The sequence below is a fragment of the Pseudolabrys sp. genome, from assembly GCF_050250095.1.
Lineage (GTDB): Bacteria > Pseudomonadota > Alphaproteobacteria > Rhizobiales > Xanthobacteraceae > Pseudolabrys.
Genome location: NZ_JBFWPH010000003.1, coordinates 558,986 through 582,713 on the forward strand (window position 1 = coordinate 558,986; position 23,728 = coordinate 582,713).

Annotated in this window: 24 protein-coding genes and 2 tRNA genes; 14 read left to right on the forward strand and 12 right to left on the reverse strand. The window is 65.9% G+C overall.

Annotated features, from left to right (window positions below; all coding sequences use genetic code 11):
* Window positions 1–31: 31 nt before the first annotated feature.
* From infC to AB7F10_RS12200, 3 genes are all read right to left on the reverse strand, one after another.
* Complete coding sequence (gene infC, locus AB7F10_RS12190) at window positions 32–571, reverse strand: translation initiation factor IF-3 (protein WP_428561597.1); 540 nt, start codon at window positions 569–571, stop codon at window positions 32–34.
* A 163-nt stretch (window positions 572–734) separates the two neighbouring features.
* Complete coding sequence (locus AB7F10_RS12195) at window positions 735–1,910, reverse strand: glycosyltransferase (protein WP_428561237.1); 1,176 nt, start codon at window positions 1,908–1,910, stop codon at window positions 735–737.
* A gap of 177 nt (window positions 1,911–2,087) precedes the next feature.
* A complete protein-coding gene (locus AB7F10_RS12200) occupies window positions 2,088–3,302 on the reverse strand; it encodes a glycosyltransferase (protein WP_428561240.1) in 1,215 nt (404 codons plus the stop codon).
* A 94-nt stretch (window positions 3,303–3,396) separates the two neighbouring features.
* Between AB7F10_RS12200 and AB7F10_RS12205 the strand changes: the two genes are divergently transcribed.
* Window positions 3,397–4,185: an alpha/beta hydrolase gene (locus AB7F10_RS12205; protein ID WP_428561243.1), complete on the forward strand. Its 789-nt coding sequence runs from the start codon at window positions 3,397–3,399 to the stop codon at window positions 4,183–4,185.
* Here AB7F10_RS12205 and queG read toward each other — a convergent pair.
* Window positions 4,174–5,391 carry a tRNA epoxyqueuosine(34) reductase QueG gene (gene queG, locus AB7F10_RS12210; RefSeq protein WP_428561245.1) on the reverse strand — a complete coding sequence of 406 codons (1,218 nt, stop codon included), beginning with the start codon at window positions 5,389–5,391 and terminating at the stop codon, window positions 4,174–4,176. The genes AB7F10_RS12205 and queG overlap by 12 nt on opposite strands.
* Window positions 5,289–5,972 carry a glutathione S-transferase family protein gene (locus AB7F10_RS12215; RefSeq protein WP_428561247.1) on the reverse strand — a complete coding sequence of 228 codons (684 nt, stop codon included), beginning with the start codon at window positions 5,970–5,972 and terminating at the stop codon, window positions 5,289–5,291. Before AB7F10_RS12215 ends, queG begins: the two co-directional genes overlap by 103 nt.
* 180 nt (window positions 5,973–6,152) lie before the next feature.
* On the opposite strand from AB7F10_RS12215, the gene AB7F10_RS12220 reads away from it, so the two are divergent.
* Window positions 6,153–7,001, forward strand: a complete 849-nt coding sequence (locus AB7F10_RS12220) for an undecaprenyl-diphosphate phosphatase (protein WP_428561249.1) — start codon at window positions 6,153–6,155, stop codon at window positions 6,999–7,001.
* On the opposite strand, the gene AB7F10_RS12225 is transcribed toward AB7F10_RS12220, so the two are convergent.
* Window positions 6,998–8,161 (reverse strand): alpha-hydroxy acid oxidase, encoded by a 1,164-nt coding sequence (locus AB7F10_RS12225; protein WP_428561251.1) that lies wholly within the window; start codon window positions 8,159–8,161, stop codon window positions 6,998–7,000. The genes AB7F10_RS12220 and AB7F10_RS12225 overlap by 4 nt on opposite strands.
* Window positions 8,162–8,168: 7 nt before the next feature.
* Window positions 8,169–9,134: a complex I NDUFA9 subunit family protein gene (locus AB7F10_RS12230; RefSeq protein ID WP_428561253.1), complete on the reverse strand. Its 966-nt coding sequence runs from the start codon at window positions 9,132–9,134 to the stop codon at window positions 8,169–8,171.
* Window positions 9,135–9,373: 239 nt separating this feature from the next.
* Between AB7F10_RS12230 and AB7F10_RS12235 the strand changes: the two genes are divergently transcribed.
* From AB7F10_RS12235 to ptsN, 8 genes are all read left to right on the forward strand, one after another.
* Window positions 9,374–9,458 (forward strand) — tRNA-Leu (locus AB7F10_RS12235).
* A 29-nt stretch (window positions 9,459–9,487) separates the two neighbouring features.
* On the forward strand, window positions 9,488–10,114 hold the full coding sequence (locus AB7F10_RS12240; RefSeq protein ID WP_428561255.1) for a ribonuclease D: 627 nt from the start codon (window positions 9,488–9,490) through the stop codon (window positions 10,112–10,114).
* A gap of 88 nt (window positions 10,115–10,202) precedes the next feature.
* Window positions 10,203–10,952: an LPS export ABC transporter periplasmic protein LptC gene (lptC, locus tag AB7F10_RS12245; protein WP_428561257.1), complete on the forward strand. Its 750-nt coding sequence runs from the start codon at window positions 10,203–10,205 to the stop codon at window positions 10,950–10,952.
* Window positions 10,949–11,653 (forward strand): LptA/OstA family protein, encoded by a 705-nt coding sequence (locus AB7F10_RS12250; RefSeq protein ID WP_428561260.1) that lies wholly within the window; start codon window positions 10,949–10,951, stop codon window positions 11,651–11,653. Before lptC ends, AB7F10_RS12250 begins: the two co-directional genes overlap by 4 nt.
* 130 nt (window positions 11,654–11,783) lie before the next feature.
* A complete protein-coding gene (lptB, locus tag AB7F10_RS12255) occupies window positions 11,784–12,692 on the forward strand; it encodes an LPS export ABC transporter ATP-binding protein (RefSeq protein WP_428561262.1) in 909 nt (302 codons plus the stop codon).
* A 177-nt stretch (window positions 12,693–12,869) separates the two neighbouring features.
* Complete coding sequence (gene rpoN, locus AB7F10_RS12260; protein WP_428561265.1) at window positions 12,870–14,426, forward strand: RNA polymerase factor sigma-54; 1,557 nt, start codon at window positions 12,870–12,872, stop codon at window positions 14,424–14,426.
* A 159-nt stretch (window positions 14,427–14,585) separates the two neighbouring features.
* Window positions 14,586–14,891, forward strand: a complete 306-nt coding sequence (hpf, locus tag AB7F10_RS12265; protein ID WP_428561600.1) for a ribosome hibernation-promoting factor, HPF/YfiA family — start codon at window positions 14,586–14,588, stop codon at window positions 14,889–14,891.
* A 131-nt stretch (window positions 14,892–15,022) separates the two neighbouring features.
* The gene (ptsN, locus tag AB7F10_RS12270) at window positions 15,023–15,484 is read left to right on the forward strand and encodes a PTS IIA-like nitrogen regulatory protein PtsN (RefSeq protein ID WP_428561267.1); all 462 of its coding nucleotides are present in this window, start codon (window positions 15,023–15,025) and stop codon (window positions 15,482–15,484) included.
* 149 nt (window positions 15,485–15,633) lie between these two features.
* Here the strand turns inward: ptsN and AB7F10_RS12275 are convergent, their stop codons facing one another.
* Window positions 15,634–15,873: a DUF1150 family protein gene (locus tag AB7F10_RS12275; RefSeq protein WP_428561603.1), complete on the reverse strand. Its 240-nt coding sequence runs from the start codon at window positions 15,871–15,873 to the stop codon at window positions 15,634–15,636.
* 114 nt (window positions 15,874–15,987) lie between these two features.
* Window positions 15,988–16,413 carry an Hsp20 family protein gene (locus AB7F10_RS12280; protein ID WP_428561269.1) on the reverse strand — a complete coding sequence of 142 codons (426 nt, stop codon included), beginning with the start codon at window positions 16,411–16,413 and terminating at the stop codon, window positions 15,988–15,990.
* A 196-nt stretch (window positions 16,414–16,609) separates the two neighbouring features.
* On the opposite strand from AB7F10_RS12280, the gene AB7F10_RS12285 reads away from it, so the two are divergent.
* Both AB7F10_RS12285 and AB7F10_RS12290 read left to right on the forward strand, forming a co-directional pair.
* Window positions 16,610–17,719: an enolase C-terminal domain-like protein gene (locus tag AB7F10_RS12285; RefSeq protein WP_428561271.1), complete on the forward strand. Its 1,110-nt coding sequence runs from the start codon at window positions 16,610–16,612 to the stop codon at window positions 17,717–17,719.
* Between the two features lie 189 nt (window positions 17,720–17,908).
* Window positions 17,909–19,192 carry a cell wall hydrolase gene (locus tag AB7F10_RS12290; protein WP_428561273.1) on the forward strand — a complete coding sequence of 428 codons (1,284 nt, stop codon included), beginning with the start codon at window positions 17,909–17,911 and terminating at the stop codon, window positions 19,190–19,192.
* 84 nt (window positions 19,193–19,276) lie between these two features.
* On the opposite strand, the gene AB7F10_RS12295 is transcribed toward AB7F10_RS12290, so the two are convergent.
* Window positions 19,277–19,352, reverse strand: a tRNA-Ala gene (locus AB7F10_RS12295).
* Between the two features lie 34 nt (window positions 19,353–19,386).
* Window positions 19,387–19,815, reverse strand: coding sequence for a TIGR02300 family protein (locus AB7F10_RS12300; protein WP_428561276.1), 429 nt, complete (start codon window positions 19,813–19,815; stop codon window positions 19,387–19,389).
* 161 nt (window positions 19,816–19,976) lie between these two features.
* Between AB7F10_RS12300 and aroA the strand changes: the two genes are divergently transcribed.
* Window positions 19,977–21,317 (forward strand): 3-phosphoshikimate 1-carboxyvinyltransferase, encoded by a 1,341-nt coding sequence (gene aroA / locus AB7F10_RS12305; RefSeq protein ID WP_428561278.1) that lies wholly within the window; start codon window positions 19,977–19,979, stop codon window positions 21,315–21,317.
* 102 nt (window positions 21,318–21,419) lie between these two features.
* On the opposite strand, the gene AB7F10_RS12310 is transcribed toward aroA, so the two are convergent.
* The gene (locus tag AB7F10_RS12310; RefSeq protein ID WP_428561281.1) at window positions 21,420–22,733 is read right to left on the reverse strand and encodes a class I SAM-dependent methyltransferase; all 1,314 of its coding nucleotides are present in this window, start codon (window positions 22,731–22,733) and stop codon (window positions 21,420–21,422) included.
* Window positions 22,734–22,871: 138 nt separating this feature from the next.
* Between AB7F10_RS12310 and cmk the strand changes: the two genes are divergently transcribed.
* Window positions 22,872–23,492, forward strand: coding sequence for a (d)CMP kinase (gene cmk, locus AB7F10_RS12315; RefSeq protein ID WP_428561283.1), 621 nt, complete (start codon window positions 22,872–22,874; stop codon window positions 23,490–23,492).
* Window positions 23,493–23,728: the final 236 nt, after the last annotated feature.

Sequence of the window (23,728 nt, forward strand, 5' to 3'; positions counted from 1 at the left end):
GCGGTCTTTGCATTGGCGTTGAATTCAGACTCTAGCGCGGCGCCAGCATCATCACCATCTGCCGGCCTTCGAAGCGCGGCTCGGATTCGATCTTGGCAATCTTGGCGGTGTCGTCCTTGACGCGGTTCAAGAGCTTGTAACCGAGTTCCTGGTGCGCCATCTCGCGGCCGCGGAAGCGCAAAGTGATCTTCACCTTGTCGCCTTCCTCGAAGAAGCGCTGCATCGAGCGCATTTTGACCTGATAGTCATGGTCGTCGATCATCGGCCGGAGCTTGATCTCCTTGACCTCGACGACCTTCTGCTTTTTGCGCGCTTCCGCCGCTTTCTTCTGGGCCTGGAATTTGTACTTGCCGTAATCCAGGATCTTGACGACGGGCGGCACTGAATTGGGGGCGATCTCGACCAGGTCGAGCCCGGCCGCCTGCGCTGCTTCGAGCGCGGCCTGGATCGGAGTGGGGCCGTGGTTGTGACCACTGGCGTCGATAAGCTGGACCTCGCGGACGCGGATCTCCTCGTTGATGCGCGGGCCGTCTTTCTGGACGACGGGCGCGGCTTTCATCGGACGACGAATGGCTGCTGTCTCCTCAGTTGTTGCGTTTCATGCGGGCTCGGTTGCTCCGTCGCTAATCGCGCCGGAGCGGGAGAGATTGGAACAAACCGGGGATAAGTCAACGCGGTTCCGCGGCGAATGGCTAAAAAAATGCCGCAGTGGCCGCGCTGCCGGTGAATCCGGATCAATTGACCTGTGAAACGTTGTGTTTTGGCGCGCCTATGCGGCCCTCGGTGACGTCGGCGTAAAGCCGCAGCATCTGGGCCGCCACCGCATTCGGGTCGAAATGGCTGGAGGCCCACTGGCGTCCGCGCTGCCCCATCGCGCGCCGGGCGGCGTCGGGCATCGCCAGCAGCCGCAGCAGGGTGGCAGCCAGCGCGGTGTCGTTGCCGGCGGGAAACCGAAGGCCGGTCGCGCGATCGGCGGGAACCGACGGCTCCGACAGCACGACTTCCGAGCCGGCGGCGAGATCGGACACCACCAGCGGCCGCGCCATCGCCTGCGCTTCCAGCAGCGCGCGCTGCAAGCCTTCCGGCTGGATCGCGGCCGAAACAACCGCGGTCGCCGCCGCATAGGCGGCCGCCATGTCCGCGACCGGCGCGGCCATGCGCACGACATCGACCGTGCCGGTTTCGAGCACCAGATCCCACAACTCGCCGGTATAATGCGTGCGGCCGCGGTCCTCGCCGACGAAGACGAACAGGAAATTGGTCAGGCCGCGTTCCTTCAGCCGCTGGGCCGCCCGCACCACCGTGTGGTGGCCCTTGCGGCGCAGGATACGCCCGGTGACGAGAAAGACCCGCGTGTCGCGTGTCACGCCCCAGGCGCGGCGCATGGTCTCGATGCGGTCATGCGACACCGCGCCGGGATCGAAGGCGGCGAGATCGATACTAAGCGGCACAACCGCAATGCGCTCCCACGGCGTGCCGTAGCGGTCGTTGATCAACTGCGCGAGCTGCTCGCTGACGGCGACCACGCGATCGCCCGCCACCATCACGCGGTTGTAATGATGCTTGAAGACGTTCTGCTCGCGAAAGCCCTTGTACCAGCTCGTCAGCATCGGCTTGCGCGTCACCCGCGCGGCGATCCACGCCGCCCAGGCCGGCGCGCGGCCGAGCGCGTGAATGGCGACGCAGTTGCGTTCCCGCAGCAGCCGCACCAGCGTCGCCGCCGTGCGCAGGATCGCAACCGGATTTGTGGAATCGGTATCGAGCGCAACGAATTCGCCGCCGGCCATCGTCACCTCGGTGACGAGCCGGCCGGCGCGCGCGGCGACGATCGGCTGGTGTCCTGCGTTGGAGAGAATGCGTGTCAGCTCGACCGCGCCAGCATCGGCGGCTCCGGTATCGAGCGCAGGCACAACGATGAGAACATTGCAGGCATCGGCGCCGTGTCGTGTCGCGGGTGTGTTTGGCTCGTTCGAAACGTCGCGGAGTCCGCCCCGTCGGGGTGGCACTTCCGGCATCCCATGAACGGGAAGACTCGACATGAACCACCAACCCCGGAAAGGCGCCGCCCGGCGCCGACCGCAATATGGTCAGGGGCCGCGGGCCAAGAGTGACGTATAAACGCCACGGATAGCTTCAGCAACGCTTTGCGGCGAAAACATGAATTCGGCGAATTGCCGCGCGCGGGCGCCGAGCGCGTCGAATGCGGTGCGGTCGAGCTTTAAAGCCGCCGCGATGGCGCGCGCGAGTTCGCCCGGCTGGCCGGGGCGAACCACCCATCCGGTGCGCAATTGCTCGTCGATCCGCGGCGGACTGAGCACGTTTTCCGGCAGGACGCCGACGGCGTGGACCACCACCGGCCGGCCGACCGCCTGTGCTTCCGCTGCGTTGCGTCCGGTCAACGGCGGCAGCATTGCCGGAATAACGACGACCGACGCGGCCGCGTAGGCGGCCGCCATGTCGGCGCATGGGCCGGTGAGGCGGATCAGCGTGTCGACGCCGAACCCGCGGGCGCGCTGGATGACGGCGCGGCGATAGCGGCGGTCGGCGCGGTCGTCACCGACGAAAACGATAGCGACATTGCGGTCGCCGTTGGCGACCAGATGGCGCGCGGCATCGATCATCGCGATCTGCCCGTTCCACGGCACGACGCGGCCCGGCACCAGGATGATCTTCACGTCGGGCAACACCCCCCAGGCGCGGCGCAGCGCGGCGGTGCGTTCGACGAAGGTCGCCGCCGGGCTGAAGCTTGCGGTATCGATGCTGCGCGGAATGACGACGATGCGCTCGGGTGAAATTCGGTAGCGATCGATCATCGCCAGAGACACATAACTGGACGGCGCGATGACGCGATGGCCCTGCGCGAGCGCGCTCTGGAAGCGCGTGCGCCACCATGAGTCGGCGGCGAGCCGGTCCGGGAACGATGTGACGAGCCGCACCGGCAATCGTGCGATTGCGGCTTTCGCGCTCCAGGCGGCGCTGGCGCAATGCGCATGCACGATGTCGATGCGCTCCGAACCGATCAGGCCCGCGAGCGCGCGCGCGTTGCGTTTGATCGTCAGCGGGTTGAGCGTGTCGGCGGTCATGTCGAGCCACTCGCCGCCGAAGGCGCGCAATTCGCCGACCAGCGCGCCGCCCTCGCCGGCGATGATGGCGCGGGCGCCGGATTGCAGCAGCATCAGCGCGATATCGACCGCGGCGTGGCCGGCCGGCTCGTCGCGCAGGCCGGGCACCATCTGGAGGATCGTTGCGCCGGCCAGCGAACGGCGGTGCGGCGGTGTTGCGGTCGCTGTGCTCACAACCATGCACGCCCCCAAATGCTTTCCCTTGCATCGGAGGGTGCATTCCGGCGAAACAGTCCGGGTCGCGTGTCCGGTTTTGCCGTCATCGAGTTTTCCTATGAACCCGTCATTACCCGATTCTCCGCCCGAAACATTCACCGTTGGCAGCGGTGCACAGGCTCGCATGATTGCCGTGCGTCAGCGGCAGGGCGAAGCGCCCGGCCTGTTCTGGCTCGGCGGCTTCAAGTCCGACATGAAGGGCACCAAGGCCGAGGCGCTCGACCATTGGGGTGCAAAGCACCGCCGGATGGTGACGCGGTTCGACTATTCCGGCCACGGCGAGTCGAGCGGCAAGTTCACCGACGGCACTATCGGCAGCTGGCTGGAAGAAAGCCTCGCGGTTTACCGGCGTTTTGCGAAAGGGCCGCAGATCGTGGTCGGCTCCTCGATGGGTGGCTGGATGGCGCTGTTGCTCGCGCGCGAACTGAAGAAGCACAAGGATGCCGCGCCGATGGCCGGCATGGTGCTGATCGCGCCGGCGCCGGACTTCACCGAGGAATTGATGTGGAAACAGTTCTCGCCGGAGGTGCGCCGCGAGATCGAAGAGAAGGGTGCGTGGGCGCGGCCGTCGGACTATTCCGAGGAGCCCTACATCATCACCCGCGCGCTGATCGAGGACGGCCGCAACCATCTCGTGCTTGGTGGGCTGATCGAGACCGGCTGCCCCGTTCGCATTCTGCAGGGCGCACAGGACGCGGACGTGCCATGGGGCCACGCCGCTGAACTGTTGACGCGGTTTGCCACCGACGATGTTGTTTTTACGCTCGTAAAGGACGGCGATCACCGCCTGTCGCGGCCGGAGGATATCGAGCGGCTGATGACGGTGATCGAGGAACTATCGGCCTGACGCCTGCGCCCATTCTTCATTGACGGTCGCGTCGGCGTCGTCCCGCTTCAGCGCGGCAAAATCGAGCGCCGGCATCAGCCGCGACAGCGCCCACACCGCTGCGCCGCGCACCAGCGGCGAGGCGTCTTCGAGCAGGCGGCGCGCTTCGGGAACGAGCGTTGCGTCGCCCGAGTTGCCGATCGCGATCAGCACGTTGCGCAGGAAGCGGTCGCGGCCGGTGCGCTTGATGCTGGTCTTGGCAAACAGCGTGCGGAACTGCGCATCGTCGAGCCGCGCGAGTTCTGAAAGCTGCGGCGCGCGCAGCGCGTCGCGGGCGGCGAGCTTTGCTTCACGTCCGGCCTGCGCAAACTTGTTCCACGGGCACACCGCAAGACAATCCTCGCAGCCGAAGATGTGATTGCCGATCGCGGCGCGAAACTCGTGCGGGATCGGCCCTTTGTGCTCGATGGTGAGATACGAGATGCAGCGCCGCGCATCGAGCCGGTAGGGCGCAGGGAATGCGCGCGTTGGGCAGACGTCGAGACAGGCCTGGCAGGAGCCGCAGGTGTCGGGTGTTTTCTCGTCGGCAGGCAAATCAATCGTCGTGAAGACCGCGCCGAGAAACAGCCACGAACCGAACTCGCGCGAGACGAGATTGGTGTGCTTGCCCTGCCAGCCGAGGCCGGCCGCTTCGGCCAGCGGCTTTTCCATCACAGCGGCGGTGTCGACGAATACCTTGACGTCGCCACCGGCTTTTTCGATGAGCCAGCGCGCGAGCTGTTTCAGCCGCGATTTGATCAGTTCGTGATAGTCGTCGCCCTGCGCATAAGTGGCAATCGCGCCGTGCGAACGCTGCGCCAGAATCTCGAGCGGATCGCGATCCGGCCCGTAGTTAAGGCCAAGCATGACGACCGAGCGCACCTCCGGCCACAGCGCCCGCGGCGCGCCGCGCCGCTCGGCCGTCGCCTCGAGCCAGCCCATGTCGCCATGCGCGCCGGCGGCGATGAACTGCGCGAGCCGTTCCGGCGCATGGGGGATGGCGTCCGGCCGCGCGACTCCGACGGACGAAAACCCCAGACCGCGCGCGGTCTCGATCAGTTGCGTCTTGATGAGCGAAGCGTCGGTCAGAAGTCGAGATTGGCGTAGTGGTCCGCCGCCGGAACGCCCGCCACCGTCTCCGCGAGAATCGGACGGAACGACGGGCGCGACTTCACCCGCGCGTACCACGCCTTCGCTGCCTCGTCTTCGCTCCACGGCACATCGCCCAGATAGTCGGCCGCCGAAACATGCGCGGCGGCGGCAAGATCGGCATAGGTCAGTTCGTCGCCGGCGAGCCAGTCGCGCGTGCGCACCAGCCAGCCGATATAGGCGAGATGATAGCGGATATTGTGACGCGCCGCGCGGATCGCATCGGTGTCGGGCGGGCCGCCGCCCTGTTCGCGGGTCATGTGGCGTTTGAACACGCGCTCACTGGCGAGAAAGCCGCTCACCTCGGCGTGGAATTTATCGTTGAACCAGCTCGTCAGCCGCCGCACCTCGGCGCGCTGGCCGGGGTCGGCGGGATAAAGCGGCTCACGGCCGTTGCGTGTCTCGTGCAGATATTCGGCGATGACGCCGGCGCCGCAGATCGGCGGTTCGCCTTCGTCGATCAGCACCGGCACGCTGCCGGCCGGATTGATCTGGAGAAACTCCTGCCGTCGCTCCCAGGGCCGCTCCTCGATCAGCCGCGCCTCGAGCCGGTATTCACCGAGCGCGAGACGGACGAAACGCGACAACGGACAAAGCGGCTGGTGGAACAGTGTCAGCATGCGGTCCCGGTAAAAACGCGGCCCGGCGGGCCGCAGGGAGAATCACCTGACGCACTATAAAAAGCCGCAGACGCCCGGCAAACTGTTGGCATATCCGCCTTTTTCGTTGCCCGCCGCCGCGGGTTGCGCCACAAGCCGCGTCAACGCCCGTCGCCCGCCACAGTCTCCCCGGAGCAAGCCATGGATTTCGTTGCGATCAAGGCCGCTATTGCAGGCGTCATCGCTTCGCATCTCGACCTTTTCAAGGCCGGCGTGCTCGGGATCGTGGAGGGCCTCACCGAATTCCTGCCGGTGTCGTCGACCGGCCATCTGTTGCTGATGGAGCACTTCTTCAGCTGGGGCGACGACGATTTCGGCAAGTCGTTCGCGATTCTGATCCAGCTCGGCGCGATCCTCGCGTTGCTTACGATTTATTTCGGCCGGCTGCTGGCGCTCGCCCGTTACATGTTCACCGACTGGGCGGCGGCGCGTTTCGTCATCGGCGTGCTGCTCGCGTTTCTGCCGGCGGCGGCGATCGGCGCGCTGGCGCACGATTTCATCAAGGACAAGCTGTTCGACGTGCGGATCGTCTGCATCACGCTCGTTATCGGCGGCTTCATTCTGATCTGGGTTGACCGCAAGAACCTGCAATCGCGCCATCACGACGCGACGGAGTTTCCGCTGTGGATGTATCTCGGCATCGGCTTCATCCAGTGCCTTGCGATGATTCCCGGCGTGTCGCGCTCCGGCGCGAGCATCATCGGCGCGATGCTGTTCGGTGCCGACCGCCGCTCGGCCGCCGAATTCTCGTTCTGGCTTGCGATGCCGACGATGATCGGCGCCTTCGCCTACGAGATGTACAAGAGCGGCGCGCATTTCAGCGACGGCAGCCTGACGTTGATCGCGGTCGGCTTCGTCACCTCGTTCATCTGCGGCTGGATCGTGGTGAAGACGTTCCTGCACTACGTGCAGCGGCACAGCTTCGCGCTGTTCGCATGGTGGCGCATCATCATCGGCAGCGCCGGCCTGTTCGCGATTTATTTTGCCTAGATATTGCTGCGGCGGTCGGCGTCGCGATCGAACAGGATATCGCGCGTGACCTCGCCGATGTTCTGCACGCCGGTCAGCGACATGCTCACGCGCAACTCGTCGCCGATCATGCTCAGCGCCTTGGCGACGCCGGCTTCGCCCATCGCGGCGAGGCCATAGAGATAAGCGCGGCCGATCATGCAGCCGCGCGCGCCCAGCGCCAGCGCCTTCAGCACGTCCTGTCCCGAGCGCACGCCGCCGTCGAACAGCACCTCGAGACGGTGGCCGGCGGCTTCCGCGATCTTCGGCAGCGCGACGATGGTGGAGGGCGCGCCGTCGAGCTGACGCCCGCCGTGGTTCGACACCACGATGGCGTCGGCGCCGAGATCGGCGGCCATCTGTGCGTCGGCGGGATCGAGAATGCCTTTCAGCACCAGCTTGCCGGGCCACAATTTGCGCACCCATTCGACGTCGCGCCACGACATCGAGGCGTCGAAATTGTCGTTGGCCCAGCGGCCGGCGGCCCAGACGCCGCCCTTGCGTTTCAAATAGGCGTCGATATTGCCGAACGACTTGCGCTTGCCCATCAGCACGCTCATCGCCCAGCCGGGTTTGGTCGCGATATCGAAGGCGTTGCGCATCGTCAGGCGCGGCGGCACCTGCAGGCCGTTCTTGATGTCGGCGTGGCGCTGGCCGCGCAGCGGCAGGTCGACGGTGACGAACAGCGCCGTGCAGCCGGCGCGGTGTGCACGCGCGATGACTTCCTCGCTGAAGCCGCGGTCGCGGAACACATAGAGCTGGAACCAGAACGGCTGCGTGGTCGCCGAGCGCACGTCCTCGATCGAGCAGATCGACATGGTCGACAGCGTGAAGCGGATGCCGGCTTTCTCGGCGGCGCGCGCCGCGACCATCTCGCCGTTGCCGTGCAGCAGGCCGGTGAGGCCGGTGGGCGCGATCGCGACCGGCATCGACACCGTCTCGCCGAGCATGGTGGTCGAGAGCGAACGGTTGTCGGCGTCGATCAGCACGCGCTGGCGAAAGCGGATCGCTTTCAGATCGCTGCGGTTGGTGCCGTAAGTCAGTTCGTCATAGGACCCGCGGTCGACGTAATCGAACAACGCCTTCGGAATCTTGCGCCGCGCGAGCGTGCGCAGGTCCTCGACATTGGTGATGGCGGCCATCGGCGGATCAGGCGGTGCGGCCGTGGAACTGGCCGGTCTTGCGGAAGCGCCAGAGATAGGTCGGCACGATCGACTCGATCGACTCCGGCACGATGCCGAATGACGTCAAGGTGCGGTTGTCGCGAACCGCGGCCTCCGACACGATGTTGTCGGTCCGCAGCAGCTCGACCTGATCGGGCGTCAGCAGCGGCGTCGGCATGAATTGCAGAATGCCGGCCTTGAGCTTCGCGATCGGGAACGGCAGCGGCGCGAGGATGCGCTTGCGGCCGATGGTCTCGAGCACGAACTCCATCAGCTGCTTGAAGCTGTAGACGGTCGGGCCGCCGAGTTCATAGGCCGCGCCGCCGCGCGCCTTGCCGTCGACCGCGTCGGCGATCGCGCGGGCGACATCGCCGGCGAACACCGGCTGAAATTTTGTGTGGCCGCCGCCGATCAGCGGCAGCACCGGCGAGATGCGCGCCAGTCCCGCGAAGCGGTTGAAGAAGTCGTCTTCCGGGCCGAACACGATGGAGGGCCGCACGATCACCGCGCCGGGCAGCGCCGCGAGCACCCGCCGCTCCGCCTCGGCCTTGGTGCGGGCGTATTGCGCGGTGCCGTTGGCGTCGGCGCCGATCGCGGAAATCTGCACCATGCGGGCGCCGTGACTTGCCGCGGCCTGCGCGACCCGTTCGGAACCGTTGACATGGACCTCGTCGAACCGCTGGCGGCCGCGCTCGAACAGCAAGCCGACCAGATTGACGACCGCATCGGCGCCGTGGGCGGCGGCCTCGACCGACTCCGGATAGCGCAGATTGGCCTGCACGGCGTGGATCTGGCCGACCCGGCCGAGCGGCTGGAGGTGGAAGGCGAGGTCGGGCCGGCGCACCGCGACGCGGATGCGGTAGCCGCGCTGCGCCAGCGCCCGGACCACATGGCGGCCGAGGAAGCCGGAGCCGCCATAGACGGTGACGAGGCTGTCGGACGGGATTTTCATGACGGTGGCTCTCGGACGTCGCTCTCGGGAATTCCGGCGCAAGCGCCGTGGCTGCGTGCCCTGATGCCGGGCAATACCGCATCGTCCAGACACTGTATAGAGCGTTTTCGACCGAAGTGGGGACCGGTCCGCGTGAAGAAAACGCGACAAACAAAGCGCCGAGGCCGGGATCATTTGACAAGCGGGAAGGGCATCCGTACCTAGTCCCGCGCAAGTCCAAGCTTGCGTCCGAGACCTTTGCCCAGGTGGCGGAATTGGTAGACGCACTAGTTTCAGGTACTAGCGGGTAACACCGTGGAGGTTCGAGTCCTCTCCTGGGCACCAGCGCTCCGAACCCGGATGTCCGATACCCGATGACCATCCGCCTGCATCGCGGCGATCTGCCAAACCTCTCCGCCTACAAGGGCGCCGTGGCGATCGACACCGAGACCATGGGTCTCGATCCCAATCGCGACAGGCTGTGCGTGGTCCAGCTTTCCCCCGGCGACGGCTCCGCCGACGTCGTTCAGATTCCGGCCGGCCATCACGATGCGCCGAACCTGAAGAAGCTGCTCACCGACAAGTCGATCCTCAAGATTTTCCATTTCGCACGGTTCGATCTCGGTATGCTGTTCAAGGCGTTCGGCGTCATGCCGGAGCCGGTCTACTGCACCAAGATCGCCTCGCGGCTGTGTCGCACCTATACCGACCGGCACGGCCTGAAGGATCTCACGCGCGAGGTGCTCGGCGTCGATCTGTCGAAGCAGCAGCAGTCGTCGGATTGGGGCGCCGACAGGCTGACCGACGCGCAGCTTGCCTACGCGGCCTCGGACGTTTTGCATCTGCATGCGCTGAAAGAGAAGCTCGACGCGATGCTCGCGCGCGAGGGACGGACCGATCTCGCCGCGGCCTGTTTCGGCTTTCTGCCGCAGCGGGTCCGCCTCGATCTCGAAGGCTGGGCCGCCGAGGACATTTTTTCGCACTCCGTAACGCGTGCGTGAGCGCCGCCAGCCGGCCATATTCGGGCCGCATCCTGTGCCGAGTACCGCTTGAACCGCCTGGACAATCTCGATCGGAGCCGGCCACGGCATGACGCATTTGACTGCCGCTCAGCCCGATGCCGCGACGGCGAGGGCCTACTGGACGATCGGTCGCACCGATCGCGAGCGTCTGTTCCGCGCGGCGCGTCGGCACAGCAGCCGCGTCCGCGTGCTGCGTGTCGCGGTTCCGGTCTGCGCGGTGGCCGTCGTTGCCGGCTACATGCTCTGGAGAATGTTCAACCCGATCGGTCTGCTGACGGCCAATCTGCCGGTCGGCGCCAACGATCTGGTGGTGTCGGGTTCGAAGATCACGATGGAGCAGCCGCGTCTCAAGGGTTTCACCAAGGATGCGCGCGCCTACGAACTCACCGCTTCGCAGGCGTCGCAGGACATCACCAAGCCCGACATTGTCGAGATGCATGACGTGCGCGCCAAGTTCCAGATGCCGGACAACAGCAACGCCAACGTCACCGCGCATGACGGCGTATACGACTCGAAGAACGAAGTGCTGAAGCTCGAAAGGAATGTCGTGCTCAATGCCAGCACCTACACGGTCTGGCTGAACGACGCGGTGGTGGACGTGCGCACCGGCAATGTCGTCACCGAGAAGCCGGTCGAGGTGAAGATGCTTCAGGGGACGCTCAACGCCAAGCGGCTCGAGGTCAAGGAGGCCGGTCAATTGCTGCTGTTTGACGGTGACGTTGTCATGAATCTAAAGCTCGACAACAACGGCGTCGGTCGCCCGCAATCGGCGGCGACGCCCGCCGCGCCGCAGGGTCAGCCGGCGAGGGGACGATGACGATGGTGCGCGGTTCGCTCCTGACCGCGGTGCTTGCCGCCGCGTTGTCTGCCGCAGGCGTGACGCTCGTTCCGGCACAGCCGCGCAGCACGGCGTCCGGCCCGCCCAATGCGATGCAGGGCTTTTCGACCAACAAGGACAAGCCGATCCACATCGAGGCGCAGCGCCTCGAGGTGCGCGACAAGGACAAGGTCGCGACCTTTTCAGGCGATGTGCAGGTCGTGCAGGGCGACACGCAAATGCGCTGCAAGACGCTGGTGGTGTTCTACGAGCCGGACAAAAATGCGCCCGGTGCGCCTGCTGCTCCTGCGCCTGCTGCGCCGAACGCGGGTGAGCAGAAAATCAAGCGCCTCGAGGCGCGCGGCGGCGTCGTGGTGACGCAGAACGACCAGATCGCCACCGGCGACAACGCGCTGTTCGAAATGGCCTCCAACACCGTGACGCTCAATGGCAACGTCGTCGTGACGCAGGGACAGAACGTGCTGCGTGGTGAGCGGCTGGTTGTCGATCTCAACACCGGCGTGTCGAAAGTGTTCTCCGGCAAGGGCGGTGACGGCCGGGTGCAGGGTCTTTTCCTGCCCGGCAACAATGGCGGTTCGGCCGTGCCGCAAATCAATCCGCTGCAGCGCCCGCCCAAGCATCAGGAGCCGCCGCGCCGTCCCGCCCAGCGTTCGCCGGGCCAGCCGCTTCAACTCAATTGATCGCGCGCCGATTGACAGCACGGCGGTGGTGCGGTCCACAGACAGGCCGGCCGGTCAGCCGGGAATCAGCTAGGGTCGGCTGCCCGGAGCGGCGGCAAAGGGCGGATCAACCGGCGTCGCGGAGCCAGGCGTGAAGATCGTTTCGCTGTTTCGACGGGCCATCACCGTTTCGGCCGATGAGCGCCGTCCCGCTGCCGATCCGCGGGCGCGGGCGACATCGTTGAATGCGCCGGCGCCGCCGCAGCAGCATGATGCGCAGGCGCTTGCGCAGCAGCGTGCGGCGCGCGGTCGGCAGGAAGCGCAGCCGAGCGCGCGCCACGGCTATCTCGCCGCGCATGCCGTTGAGAAGAGCTTTGCCAAGCGCAAGGTGGTGAAGGGCGTCACGCTCTACGTGCGGCGCGGCGAGGCGGTCGGCCTGCTCGGGCCCAACGGCGCCGGCAAGACGACGGTATTCTACATGATCACCGGGCTGATCGCCGCCGATCGCGGCCGCATCGAGCTCGACGGCTACGATGTCACGCCGCTGCCGATGTATCAGCGCGCCCGCATCGGCATCGGCTACCTGCCGCAGGAGGCCTCGATCTTTCGCGGCCTCAATGTCGAGGACAATATCCGCGCGGTGCTGGAGGTCGTCGAGCCGGACAAGCGCCGCCGCGAGGCCGACCTCAACGCGCTGCTCGAGGAATTCAACATCGGCCGGCTGCGCAAGACGCCGTCGATCGCGCTGTCGGGCGGCGAGCGCCGCCGCGTCGAGATCGCCCGGGCGCTCGCCTCGCGGCCGAGCTACATGCTGCTCGACGAGCCGTTCGCCGGCATCGACCCGATCGCGGTCGGCGACATCCAGGCGCTGGTGAAGCAGCTCACGACGCGCGGCATCGGTGTGCTGATTACCGACCACAACGTCCGCGAGACGCTCGGCCTCACCGACCGCTCCTACATCATCTATTCGGGCGAGGTGCTGATGGAGGGCCGGGCCGAGGACATCGTCAACAACCCGGATGTCCGCCGGCTTTATCTCGGCGAAGAATTCCGCCTGTAGAGCCTTTACCGCTGAAGCAGAGCGAAGTTCCGATTTTCACGGGTCGCGTTTTCTTCACGCGAACCGGTGCCCACTTCGCTTGAAAACGCTCCATTATATTGCGGCGCAAAAAGGCGATAGCCGCGCCGACCCGGCCCTGTTATAAGCAAGAATCGGACCAGTTCCGGGCTGGGGTTTATGGCTCTTTCGCAACGTCTCGAATTCCGCCAGTCGCAAGGACTGGTGATGACGCCGCAGCTGATGCAGGCCATCAAGCTGCTGCAGCTTTCGAGCCTCGATCTTGCCGCCTATGTGGAGGCCGAACTCGAACGCAACCCGCTGCTGGAGCGGGCGAGCGAGGACGAGGGGCCTCCTGCGGCCGAACCGGATACCGACGCCGACGCGCCGGCGGACGGCGACGGTGGCGGGGAAGGCGGCGAGGACGGTTCGACGGCGGACTGGGCCGGCGACGATTTCGAGACCAGCCGGACCTCGATGGAGCAGGGCCTCGGCACCGAGCTGGAGAACGTCTTTCCCGACGACAACCCCGAGCGTCCCGTTGTGGCGCCGGATACCGGGCCGTCCTATGCCGAATGGACCGGAGCCGGCGCGGCCCCGGCCGGCGACGGCGACTACAATCTCGAAGCCTTCGTATCGAGCGAGACGACGCTCGCCGATCATCTCGCCGAACAAATGCAACTGGCGATTTCCGATCCGGTCGAGCGCATCATCGGCCAGCACCTGATCGATATGGTCGACGAGGCGGGCTATCTCGCCGGGGATCTTGCCTCCGTCGCGGAAAAGCTCGGCGCGCCGATCGAAACGGTCGAGCATGTGCTCGGCGTGCTGCAGACCTTCGATCCGCTCGGTGTCTGCGCCCGCAATTTGTCTGAATGCCTGGCGATCCAGCTCAAGGAACGCGACCGCTACGACCCCGCGATGGCCGCGCTGGTCGATCGCCTCGATCTGCTGGCGAAGCGCGACATCGCGGCCTTGCGCAAGGTGTGTGGCGTCGGTGACGACGACATCGCCGACATGATCGGCGAGATACGTCATCTCAATCCGAAGCCGGGGCTGGCCTTCGGCTCGTCGACCGTACAGGCGATCGTGCCGGACGTTTTCGTGCGCGCGGCGCTGGATGGCAGCTGGCAGGTCGAACTGAATTCCGACACGCTGCCGAAAGTCCTCATCAACCAGCGCTATTATGCGCAGGTGTCGAAGACGACGCGCGGCGACAAGGACAAGACCTATCTTGCCGATTGCCTGCAGACCGCGACCTGGCTGGTGCGCGCGCTCGACCAGCGCGCCAAGACGATCCTGAAAGTGTCGAGCGAGATCGTGCGCCAGCAGGATGCATTCTTTGCGAGCGGCGTGCAGCATCTGCGGCCGCTCAACCTCAAGATCGTCGCTGACGCCGTCGGCATGCACGAGTCGACGGTGTCGCGGGTCACCGCCAACAAATACATGGCGACGACGCGCGGGATTTTCGAGCTGAAGTATTTTTTCACGTCCGCCATTGCATCCGCCGACGGCGGTGAGGCGCATTCCGCCGAGGCGGTGCGCCACCGCATCCGTCAATTGATCGATGCCGAAACCGCGGAAGATGTGTTGTCGGACGATACGATCGTCGATCGCCTGCGCGATTCGGGCGTCGACATTGCGCGTCGCACCGTGGCGAAATACCGCGAGGCGATGCACATCCCGTCGTCGGTGCAGCGCCGCCGCGACAAGAAAGCCGGTATCGCTGCGACATAAGCTCGCGCGTTCCGCACGCGGCAACGTCCGGCACGCCGCGTCTTTATGCGCATTCGCGCTGCAATAGGCCCATCCATACTGCGCATTGACCTTTTAAAAAGGAAGCATAGGCTTAGATATATTCAGAGGGCAGGGCCGCACCAAAAGAGGAGCGAGCGTATGTCGTTTCGAATCTCCGGAAAAAACATCGACGTCGGCGACGCCTTGCGCGAGCGCATCAGCGAACGAATCGATGGCGCCGTAGGAAAGTATTTCGACCGCGGTTATTCGGGCCATGCGATCATCGGCAAGGACGGCGCAGGGTTCGTGACCGAATGCGCGTTGCATCTCGATTCGGGCGCGGTGTTGAAATCGGAAGCCGCAGCCGAAGACCCTTATCAGAGCGCGGATCTCGCCGCGGACAGGATTGAAAAGCAGCTTCGGCGCGATAATCGCCGCCGCAAGGATCATCGGCGGCCCGCTTAGGTCGTTACCGGAACAGGAGAATTTCACCTGCACGGGGCCATTGACGGGGCATCACCACCTCCCTATGGTCCGCCGCCTTCAGGCCGCTTTTGATGCGGCGCTGAGTTCCCAACAACAACCCGGACCCGATCATGCCGCTCACGGACATTGTCGCGCAGAACGCGATCATTCCTGCGCTCAAGGTCAACAACAAGAAGCAGGCGATCCAGGAACTGGCGGCACGGGCGGCGCAGCTCACCGGGCAGGACGAGAAGCAGATTCTCGAGGTGCTGCTCCAGCGCGAAAAGCTCGGCTCGACGGCGGTCGGCAACGGCGTTGCCATTCCGCACGGCAAGTTGCCAAAGCTTGCGCGGTTGTTCGGATTGTTTGCGCGGCTGGAGCGGCCGATCAATTTCGAGGCGCTCGACGGCCAGCCGGTCGATCTGATTTTTCTGCTGCTTGCGCCGGAAGGCGCCGGCGCCGATCATCTCAAGGCGCTTGCGCGGATTGCGCGGTTGCTGCGCGAACCCGAGACGACCCGCAAGCTGCGCGATCTCGATAATGCCGAAGCGATCTATACGATCCTGACGCTGCCGTCGGCCAGCGCGGCGTAGGCTGTTTCGCCTCGCAATTCTCCGCTGTCATGGCCGGGCTTGTCCCGGCCATCCACGTCTTTGCAGCGACGTCTTTAAGGCGTAGATGCCCGGCACAAGGCCGGGCATGACCGAGATTGGCTTTGAGCTGTCGATGGCAGCTCGTTGCCTCAATGCACGCTGACGGTCTGAAGCTCCTGGCTCCAGGCGTTGGCGATCGCCGCTTCGCGGCTGTCGGTCAGCATGATCGGCGTGCCGTTGGCGGCATGCAGCGCGAACAGCGTCGTGCCGGGCGCGAGTTCCGGCGCCTGCGGAAACAGCTTGCGGACCTCGTCCGAGCTGATCGGCTTCACGTAAGCCAACTCGCCTTCGCCGAGATGCGCGAGCGCGTCCTGGCTCATCGGCGGCATGCCGTTCACTTCAATCGTCTCGTTGGTCTTTTCGGTCGTCATCTTGGTATCGATCATGGCCCTCGACTCCTTTCTGTACAGCGTGTCTGTCGAGTCCTGTTTCACGCCTTCCAATCATTCCTGCTCGTTGATCGAGATGGTTTTCACCACCCGTTCCGGCTCAGGCCGGGCGAGGTCGATCATCAAGAGGCCGTTCTTCAAATCGGCGCCGAGCACCTCCATGCCGTCGGCCAGCACGAAGGTGCGCTGGAACTGGCGCGCGGCGATGCCGCGGTGGAGGAATTGGCGGGACTTGTCGTCCTGCTGCCGCCCGCGGATCACCAGCTGGCTTTCCTCGACGGTGACGTCGAGCTGGTCGCGGGTGAAACCTGCAACCGCGAGCGTGATCCGAAGCCGCTCCGGATGATTGCCGTCGCGCGGAAGCCGCTCGATGTTGTAGGGCGGGTAGCCGTCCGAACCCTTGGCGACGCGGTCGAGCACGCGCTCGATTTCGTCGAATCCCAGAAGGAACGGGCTGGACAGGGACGGGATACGTGACATGGCTCTCAAAGTCCTGCGTTAGCGACTTTGACGGGGCCCAAACCTGGCACCCCGCAAGTTCCGCAGACCTCGTGTCTGCGAAACCTCTTCAAATATGGGGAACCCCGGTTAAAGCTTCAAGAACACTGTTTGTCCCGGCGAAGGCCGGTTTTGCCTATATTGACCGGGTTCCGGCCCGGAACTTCTGGGGAGCGCCATGTCCAAGCCGTTTTCGATGTCCGCCCTGACGGTGCGGGCGGTTCGCGCCACGCCGGTCGAGGTTCCGATGACCTATGTGCTCGGCACCAGCGCCGGAGCGGTGCGCAAGGCCCCCCTTTTGCTGGTCGACCTCGAGACCGAGGAGGGCGTTACCGGCCGCACCTACCTGTTCTGCTACCTGCCGGCCTCCGCGCCGGGCATCGTGAGCATCCTGCGCGAGATCGAAACGCAGACCAAAGGCGATCCCGTCGCGCCGCTCGATCTCGCGGCGAAGCTTGCCCGCCGCTTCACGCTGATCGGCGTGCAGGGCATCGTGCGCATGGCGATGGCCGGCTTCGACACCGCGGCCTGGGATGCGCTCGCGCTCGCCGCCGGCGTGCCGCTCGCGACCTTCCTCGGCGCGCGGCCCCGGCCGATCCCGGCCTACAACAGCTGCGGGCTCGGCCTGATGGCCGACAAGGGCGCGCTGGCGGACGAGGCCGGCAAGCTGCTCGAAGGCGGCTTCCGTGCGGTGAAGCTGCGGCTCGGTTACCCGACGCTTCGCGAAGACATTGCCGCGGTGCGCGCGGTGCGCGAGCGCATCGGCGGCGATGCAAGGCTTATGGTCGACTACAACCAAGCGCTCGGCTTGAACGAGGCGCTCGAGCGCGGGCGCGCGCTCGACGGCGAGGGCATCGCCTGGCTCGAGGAACCGATCCGCCACGACGACTACGCCGGCGCCGCGACCCTCGCGCGCGAACTGAAAGTGCCGGTGCAGATCGGCGAGAATTTCTCGGAAGCCTCGGGCATGGCGACGGCGCTCGCCGCCGGCGCGGCGGACTATGTGATGCCCGATCTCGAACGCATCGGCGGCGTCACCGGCTGGCAGCGCGCCGCCGCGCTCGCCGCGGTTAACCGTATCGAGATGTCGTCGCATCTGTTCCCGGAAGTCAGCGCGCATCTGCTCGCGGCGACGCCGACCTGCCACTACCTCGAATATGTCGACTGGGCGAACGCGCTGGTCGAGGAGCCGCTGGCGATCGTCGACGGCAACGCCGTGGTGCCGGAGCGTCCGGGCAACGGCCTGACGTGGAACAAGGATGCTGTCGCGCGCTTTCGCATGCAGTGATCGCGAGCGCGCCATGATTAACGCGCGCATCGTCGTAAACGCCGCGCCAAGACCATCGTTAAATTAAGCATCTGTGTTTGCTTTATTTGGTCAAAAACATCTTAACGGACGGAAATCCCGCGTTTCCCGCAGCTAGTATCCCGCGCGTCAAGCCGAAGCATATCGGCTGGAACAACGGGAGAGTGTCGAGTGGCGGCGCGCGATATCGAGCGGTTCAATCTCGATTACACCTTTGACGAAATTCTGTTCCGCTGGGCGAAGCGCGGCTGCTTCGCGTTCGCCGGCATTGCGCTGATGCTAGGAGCGCTCGACATCGCGGGCGTCCATTCGGTCAGCACCGCAGGCAGCTTCTGGCGCAACGCGCACGCCAATGTCGCGTCGCTGGGCGCGCAGATTCGCAGCGGCGACCTCGCCATCATCGGCGACGGCAATGCGGTGACGGCGCGTGTCGAGACGGTGCGGAGCGCGACGCGCGCGCCGTCGAACACGCTCGATCGCCTCGCCGCCGAACGCGGCCGCGACGCGATGGAGGTTGCGCTCGGACCGTCGTTGCCAGGCTTCAAGCAGGACCTGATGACGGCGGAGAAAACCGTCGTGGTGCCGGATCGCGCGCTTGCGCAGGCCGGCACGAAAAGCGACGCCGCGCCGGCGAAGACGGCGTCGATCAAGCCTGCTCCGGCGGCTGTCGCGAAACTCGAACCGAAATCCGCTCCCGCGTCGGCCGTCGCCGTGACGCCTGCGGCGTTGACGCCGTCGCAGCCGGCGGTCACGCAGCTTGCCTCGCTGTCACCGGAGGCCGCCTCCGCCAACGCCCGGGCGGTCGAGGGCGCCGATGCGCCGGGCTATCAGCTCGCCTCGATCGCGCCGGATGCAAGCATTCCGCCGCTGACCAATGCGGCGCTGCCGTCGCCCTATATTCCGCTTGAGAAAGTGCCGTTGCCGTCGCCGTCGCCGCCGATCCCTCCGCCGTCGCCGGCCTATCGGCTGAAGCTCGACGACAAGGCCTACGCCAAGTCGCTGCGCTGCCTCGCCAACGCGGTTTACTTCGAAGCGCGCAGCGAGCCGATCCGCGGCCAGATGGCGGTCGCGCAGGTGGTGATGAACCGCGTGTTCTCGGATTTCTATCCGAACGACGTCTGCGGCGTGGTCTACCAGAATTCGCACCGCCGGCTGGCCTGCCAGTTCACCTTCGCCTGCGACGGCAAGAGCAAGGCGATCCACGATCGCCATTCCTGGTCGGTGGCCAACCGCATCGCGCGGCAGACGCTCGACGGCCAGATCTACCTGCCGGAGGTCGGCAAATCGACGCACTATCACGCCGCCTATGTGCGGCCGATCTGGGCGCGCGAGATGCGCAAGCTCGCCCGTTTCGGGCTGCACTCGTTCTACCGGCCCTATGCCTGGGGCAACGGCGCCGAACTGCCGACCTGGGGCAAGGCGATGGCGCAGGTCAAAAAGCCGGTCTCGCACTGACGTCCGCGGCGGCGCAGCTTTGAAAACAAAAAACCGCCCGGCGAGGGCGGTTTTTTCTTCGAGCGCGACGGCACTCTCGGGATTTGGTGGAGCCAGGCGGGATCGAACCGCCGACCTCCTGCATGCCATGCAGGCGCTCTCCCAGCTGAGCTATGGCCCCAATCGGTGTTGGCCGGTTTATACCGGCGAACCTATCAGCTTTCTTCTTCCTTTTCGATGCCGTCGCCGATGATGTCGGTCACATCGGTGTCGCCATCCTCTTCTTCCTGGATAAAGGTCGAATCGTCCATGTTGTCGTCGTCGTCTTCGACCTCGACATCGTCGTCGGTCTCGCCTTCGGCGCCCTTGGCAGCGGATTTCTTGGTCTTGCCCTCCGCCTCGGCGTCGGCGTCTTCCAGCGAAACCAGTTCGACGTCCGCCGTCTCCTTTTCGGCCGGCTCTGCCGGAACCGCCGCCGCTGCGGCGGCTGCAGCGGCGCGCGCCGCCTCGGCTCGCGGACGTGCGACCGGAACAACGAACACCGTCTCGCACTTCGGGCAGACGATCGGATTCTTGTTGAGGTCGTAAAACTTTGCTCCGCAGCCGGCGCAAAGACGCTTGGTGCCAAAGTCGGGTTTCGCCACTGACCGGATTCCTCGAGCGCTTGGAAAATCGGTGTTTCACTTGGCTAGTTGCGGCGTCCCTGTCAATAGCGGCGGCAAGGCAATTTCGCGGCCCGCGGGCGGGATGACGCCGCGCATGGCCGCGTGGTAGGAGGGCGCAAAATCGCCTCAGGACCCCGCCTTTGGACAGTATTAACCCCACGCCGTTAACCGCGCGCCGCGCCGGGCCCCTCCAGGGCCGCGTCCGCGTCCCCGGCGACAAGTCGATTTCGCACCGTGCGCTGATCCTCGGCGCGCTCGCGGTCGGCGAAACGGCCATTACCGGACTGCTGGAAGGCGAGGACGTCCACCGCACCGCGGACGCCATGCGGGCGCTGGGCTCCGAGGTGGAGCGGACCGCCGACGGTCTCTGGCGGGTCCGGGGCGTCGGCGTCGGCGGCTTCGTCAGCCCGAAGGCCACGCTCGACCTCGGCAATTCCGGCACCGGCTGCCGGCTGGTGATCGGCGCGGTGGCGGGCAATCCGGTCACCGCGAGCTTCGACGGCGATGCCTCGCTGCGCAAACGGCCGATGGGCCGCGTGCTCGAGCCGCTGCAGCGCATGGGCGCGAAGGTGATCGCGGTCGCCGAACAGGGTCGCCTGCCGCTGACCATCGCCGGCGCGCGCGATCCGATGCCGATCGACTACGAGCCGCCGGTGCCGTCCGCGCAGCTCAAATCGGCGGTGCTGCTCGCCGGCCTCGGCGCGCCGGGCGAGACGACGGTGCTCGAAGCGGAAGCGACCCGCGATCACACCGAAAAGATGCTGAAGCACTTCGGCGCGAGCATCCGGGTCAAGCCGGTCGGGTCGCACGACCGCGGCCGGCGCATCGTGCTGCAGGGCCAGCCCGAGCTTGAAGCGGCGCCGGTCACGGTGCCGGCCGATCCGTCCTCGGCGGCGTTTCCGCTGGTCGCGGCACTGCTGGTGCCGGGCTCGGAGCTTGTGCTCGAAGCGGTGATGACCAATCCGCTGCGCACGGGGCTTTACACGACGCTGCGCGAGATGGGTGCGCAGATCGAGACATTGGAGACGCGCAGCGACGGCGGCGAGGAGATCGCCGACCTGCGCGTGAAGGCCGGTCCGCTCAAGGGCGTCGACGTGCCCGCCGACCGCGCCCCCTCGATGATCGACGAATATCCGATCCTCGCCGTCGCCGCCGCTTTCGCGGAGGGGCGGACGGTAATGCGTGGCCTGAGCGAATTGCGCGTGAAGGAATCCGACCGGCTCGCCGCGACCGCCGAGATGCTGCGCGTCAACGGTGTCGATGTGGAGATTCAGGGCGACGATCTGATCGTCAACGGAAAAGGCCGCGCGCAAGGCGGCGGCATCGTCGCGACGCATATGGATCATCGCCTTGCCATGTCGGCGCTGATGATGGGGCTGGCGAGCGAGCAGCCCGTGCAGGCCGACGACACGGCGTTCATTGCGACGAGCTTCCCGGATTTCACCGGGCTGATGCGCTCGCTCGGCGCCGACCTGAGCTAGGGTCTCATTCAACTTCGTTGAATGAGACCCGTCGCCAATCTTCTTGTAAGGGCATGATCTGGTCCGAAAACCGGCTCCCGCTTTTCGGGATCACGCCCTAGTTCAGCGATAGAGGTCTGCGCGCGTCGGCGGCAGGCCGGAGCTTCCGCGCTTTCGCTTCGACACCAGCGTCTGGAAGATGCCGACGGTGCCGCGCTGAAATGCGATCGAGCAGGCTGCGAGATAGACGAGCCAGAGCCGCGTTTTGACCGCGCCGATTTCCGCGATCGCGGCGTCGCGGTTGGCCAGCAGGCGATCGTGCCACATGCGGCAGGTGCGCTGATAATGCTCGCGCCAGGCTTCGACGTCGTGAACCTCGAAGCCGTGCCGCTCGAAATTGGCGATTGTCATGCCGAGATGATCGAGCTCGCCGCCCGGAAAGATGTAGCGCGTCAGCGCGGCGAATTCCGGCCGGCGTTTGCGAAAGCTCTTGTCGTCGCGCTTGGCCGGCCGGCTGATCGCATGGTGCAGATAAAGTCCGTCCGGCTTCAGCAGGCGATGAATTGTCCGGAAGTATTCCGCGTGATTGTCGATGCCGACCTGCTCGAACATGCCGATCGAGGCGATCTTGTCGAAGGTGCGGTCGACCTTGGTGTAGTCGCGCAATTCGAGTGTCACGCGATCCTGTAATCCGAGACGAGCGACGCGCTCGCGCGCAAGGTCGTACTGTTTCTGCGCCAGCGTCACGCCATGCGCGCGCACGCCGTAATGCTGCGCGGCGTGGCAGATGAAAGCGCCCCAGCCGCAGCCAATGTCGAGCAGCGTCTCGCCGGGCTTCAGCCGCAGCCGCCGGCACGACATATCGAGCTTGTTTCGCTGTGCGGTGGCAAGATCGTCGGACCAGTCGTGAAAATACGCGCAGGTGTAAACCATGTCTGGATCGAGAAAGAGCGCGTAGAATTCGTTCGATACGTCGTAGTGATATTGCACGTTGTCGCGGTTCGCGGCCTCGCTGCCGTCGTCCACCGGTGTCGCGGAAACAGTTTCGAGCGGCCACGGCCCGCCGCGCGGCACGAACAGGAAGCGCGCCAGCGTGCGGATCGCCAGGCTTTTATCGAGGCTGCGCAGAATGTCCTTGGTGCGCACGCGCGGCTTACGTTCGACCAGATCGAACAGCGTGCCGTTACGCAGATCGAGCCGGCCACTGGTCCAGAGGTTCGCCAGCGTGTCGATGTTGGGGCTGCGAAGCAGCGCGGCCACCGCGCCCTCGTCGGCGATGCTGATCGCCAATGCGTCGTCCGCGAGATCGGCCGGCACGCGCGTACCGTCCCACAGCACGAAACCGACATCGAGCCCGGCGCGCTCGCGCGCATGCGCCAGCAGCGTCTTCAGGCTCGCAAGCCGTGCCGTGTTTGAGGTGCGGGGTCCGTCAGACATGAGGCTCGCTTCTGCGGCTGTTCGCCGCCGGACTGGCAATGCATCATGCCGGGGCATCGGCGGCAACTGCCGTTTGCTCTCTTGCAACGCGAGCGGCGGATGGTGCATGTCAATCGCCAGCGGCATGCGGGGGTAGTCATGATCATCGCCATCGACGGCCCGGCGGCGTCGGGCAAAGGCACGCTGGCGAAGCGTCTCGCGGCGCATTACGGCTTTCATTGCCTCGATACCGGGCTGCTCTATCGCGCCGTCGCCCTGTCGCTGCTCGAGGCCGGCCAGGCGCCATCGGAGCGCGACCGCGCCGAAGCGGCGGCCCGAACGCTCGACCTGTCGCGGTTTCCCGAGAGCGCGCTCAAGGCGCCGAAGGTGAGCGAGGCGGCTTCGATCGTCTCCGCCATCCCGGAGGTGCGGACCGCGCTGCTGGCCTATCAGAAGGATTTCGTTGCGCGGCTGCCCGGCGCGGTGCTCGACGGCCGCGATATCGGCACGGTGATCGCCCCGCAGGCCGAGGTGAAGATCTTCGTCACCGCGAACCCGGAGGTGCGGGCCCGCCGGCGCTTCCTCGAGATGCAGCAGAGCGGCGGCAAATTGTCGGAAGCCGAGGTTCTGGCCGACATACGCCGCCGGGACGAGCGCGACAGTTCTCGCGGCGTCGCGCCGCTCAAGATCGCGCCGGATGCCCATCTGCTCGATACGACGGCGATGGATGCCGATGCGGTGCTGCGGGCGGCCATCGCCATCGTCGAAAACGCCAAGTAGAACAGCGTCTTAAGAGGCGTCAGGGCCGCGCCGGTGCGCCTTGCGGCCCTTGCCGGGCCGGGCTGCCTCCGCTATACCCGCGCCAACCGGGCCGCCATCGACACGCGTCGAGGCCACCCGAACGGGCCGGGGGTCGGCTTAACCGCCCCCGTTGTTGGAGGACAAAGCCCCGTTCGCGCCTCGAGGCCGGCATCGCCCGATCCGAACCATCGTTCCGACGCACGGTCTCTTTCGCG